Below are 1,266 nucleotides of genomic sequence, written 5' to 3'. Positions count from 1 at the left end.
TTCAGCACCCACTCTTGCTTGTTAGCTTGTGTGTTAAACCATTCAATCGAGTCACTGGTGATTGGCTTCATATCTGCTAAAACACTCTTCACCAATTCCGCATCTTCTAGCGTTAAACCCCAACGTGCGTATTCAGATGCTGGCATCATGGTCAGCAGCATTTGCATGGTTTTACTGGTCGCTAATTGTTGATTGATGGTCGCGTTCATTGCGACATGGTGTTGTTCCATAAACACGCGCGTTTGGCTTAGTGTATGACAACAAACCGATTCGTTGAGTTCTGGAGCCCAGTAGTCTGAATACTGATAGCCAGCTCTTAAATACACCACATCGACAGCGCCGACATCTTGCAGTAACAAACGTTGGTTATCACCCGATGAAAGCTGACAGCTCAATTGCTCAAAGGTACGACGAACCGTACGTACACCCTGCTTTTGCAGTTCAATTTCGAGTAGGTGTTGGTCGTAAACATTGTCTTCATTCTTTTGTACTACCATCAAGAATGTTGGCTTATCTGAATCATTAAAGTCAGCTCGCACTTTTCTTGCTGAAGTCGCTATACCATAAGCCAACTGCGTTAAGCCTTGGTTTTCAGCAGGAGTTGCAGATTTATCTTCAAGCCAGCTCTGATAAGTCTCAGGCCATTGATTTTGCATGTAATCATGGAACTCTGTGGCCTTTTGCCCAAACGGAGCCATACCTGCAGCAATGCCATTAAACTCGATCACTTTCGCGCCATGTTGGCGATCATCCATGAAGTCAGTACGCATTAATAACAGCGGTTGGCGAGCAGGATAAAGTCGATGAGACACCTCGCCATGCGCTTGTTGATGCAGCTCCATCAAGCGGCCAAAAAACGGATCAGCTTTGGCCATATCACTCAGTGATGACTGCAAGAAATCATGATCTTCGGAAACATTGCTGATTAACTTGGTGATCAGCGGTGTTACCTTCAACAAGTGTTCAAAAACCTCGCGCTCCATAGTCATAGGAGCAATGCTGAAAGGACAATGCCTAGCAGTATTATCTGACTGGCGAAACGCAACACCGTGCATGATCGCCCACTCACACGCGTCTTCAATAATTTGTTGTGGTAACCGTGGAATTGTCATCTCTCATCTTCCAAATAAAAATAGCACCCAGAATAAGACGAAGCTTAATTCCAAAAGACGAAATAAAACTGGATTTTTTATCAAACAACTACGTTTGTTTTATCTTTCAAAAGCTTGAATAGATTATACATCTCAACTATCGAGTCTGCTCGAT

Annotated in this window: 1 protein-coding gene; it reads right to left on the bottom strand. The window is 43.8% G+C overall.

Annotated features, from left to right (window positions below; translation table 11 throughout):
* Window positions 1-1,112 (bottom strand): glutathione synthase (locus AB4653_RS26065; RefSeq protein WP_372105673.1); only part of this gene is annotated, 1,112 nt, incomplete at its 3' end.
* Between the last annotated feature and the right edge of the window lie 154 nt (window positions 1,113-1,266).

Source organism: Vibrio sp. 10N.222.48.A3, from assembly GCF_041475345.1.
In the GTDB taxonomy this organism is placed as follows: domain Bacteria; phylum Pseudomonadota; class Gammaproteobacteria; order Enterobacterales; family Vibrionaceae; genus Vibrio; species Vibrio tasmaniensis_A.
Note: the sequence above shows the minus strand (reverse complement) of the source record. Positions and strands in the feature narration are given on the sequence as shown.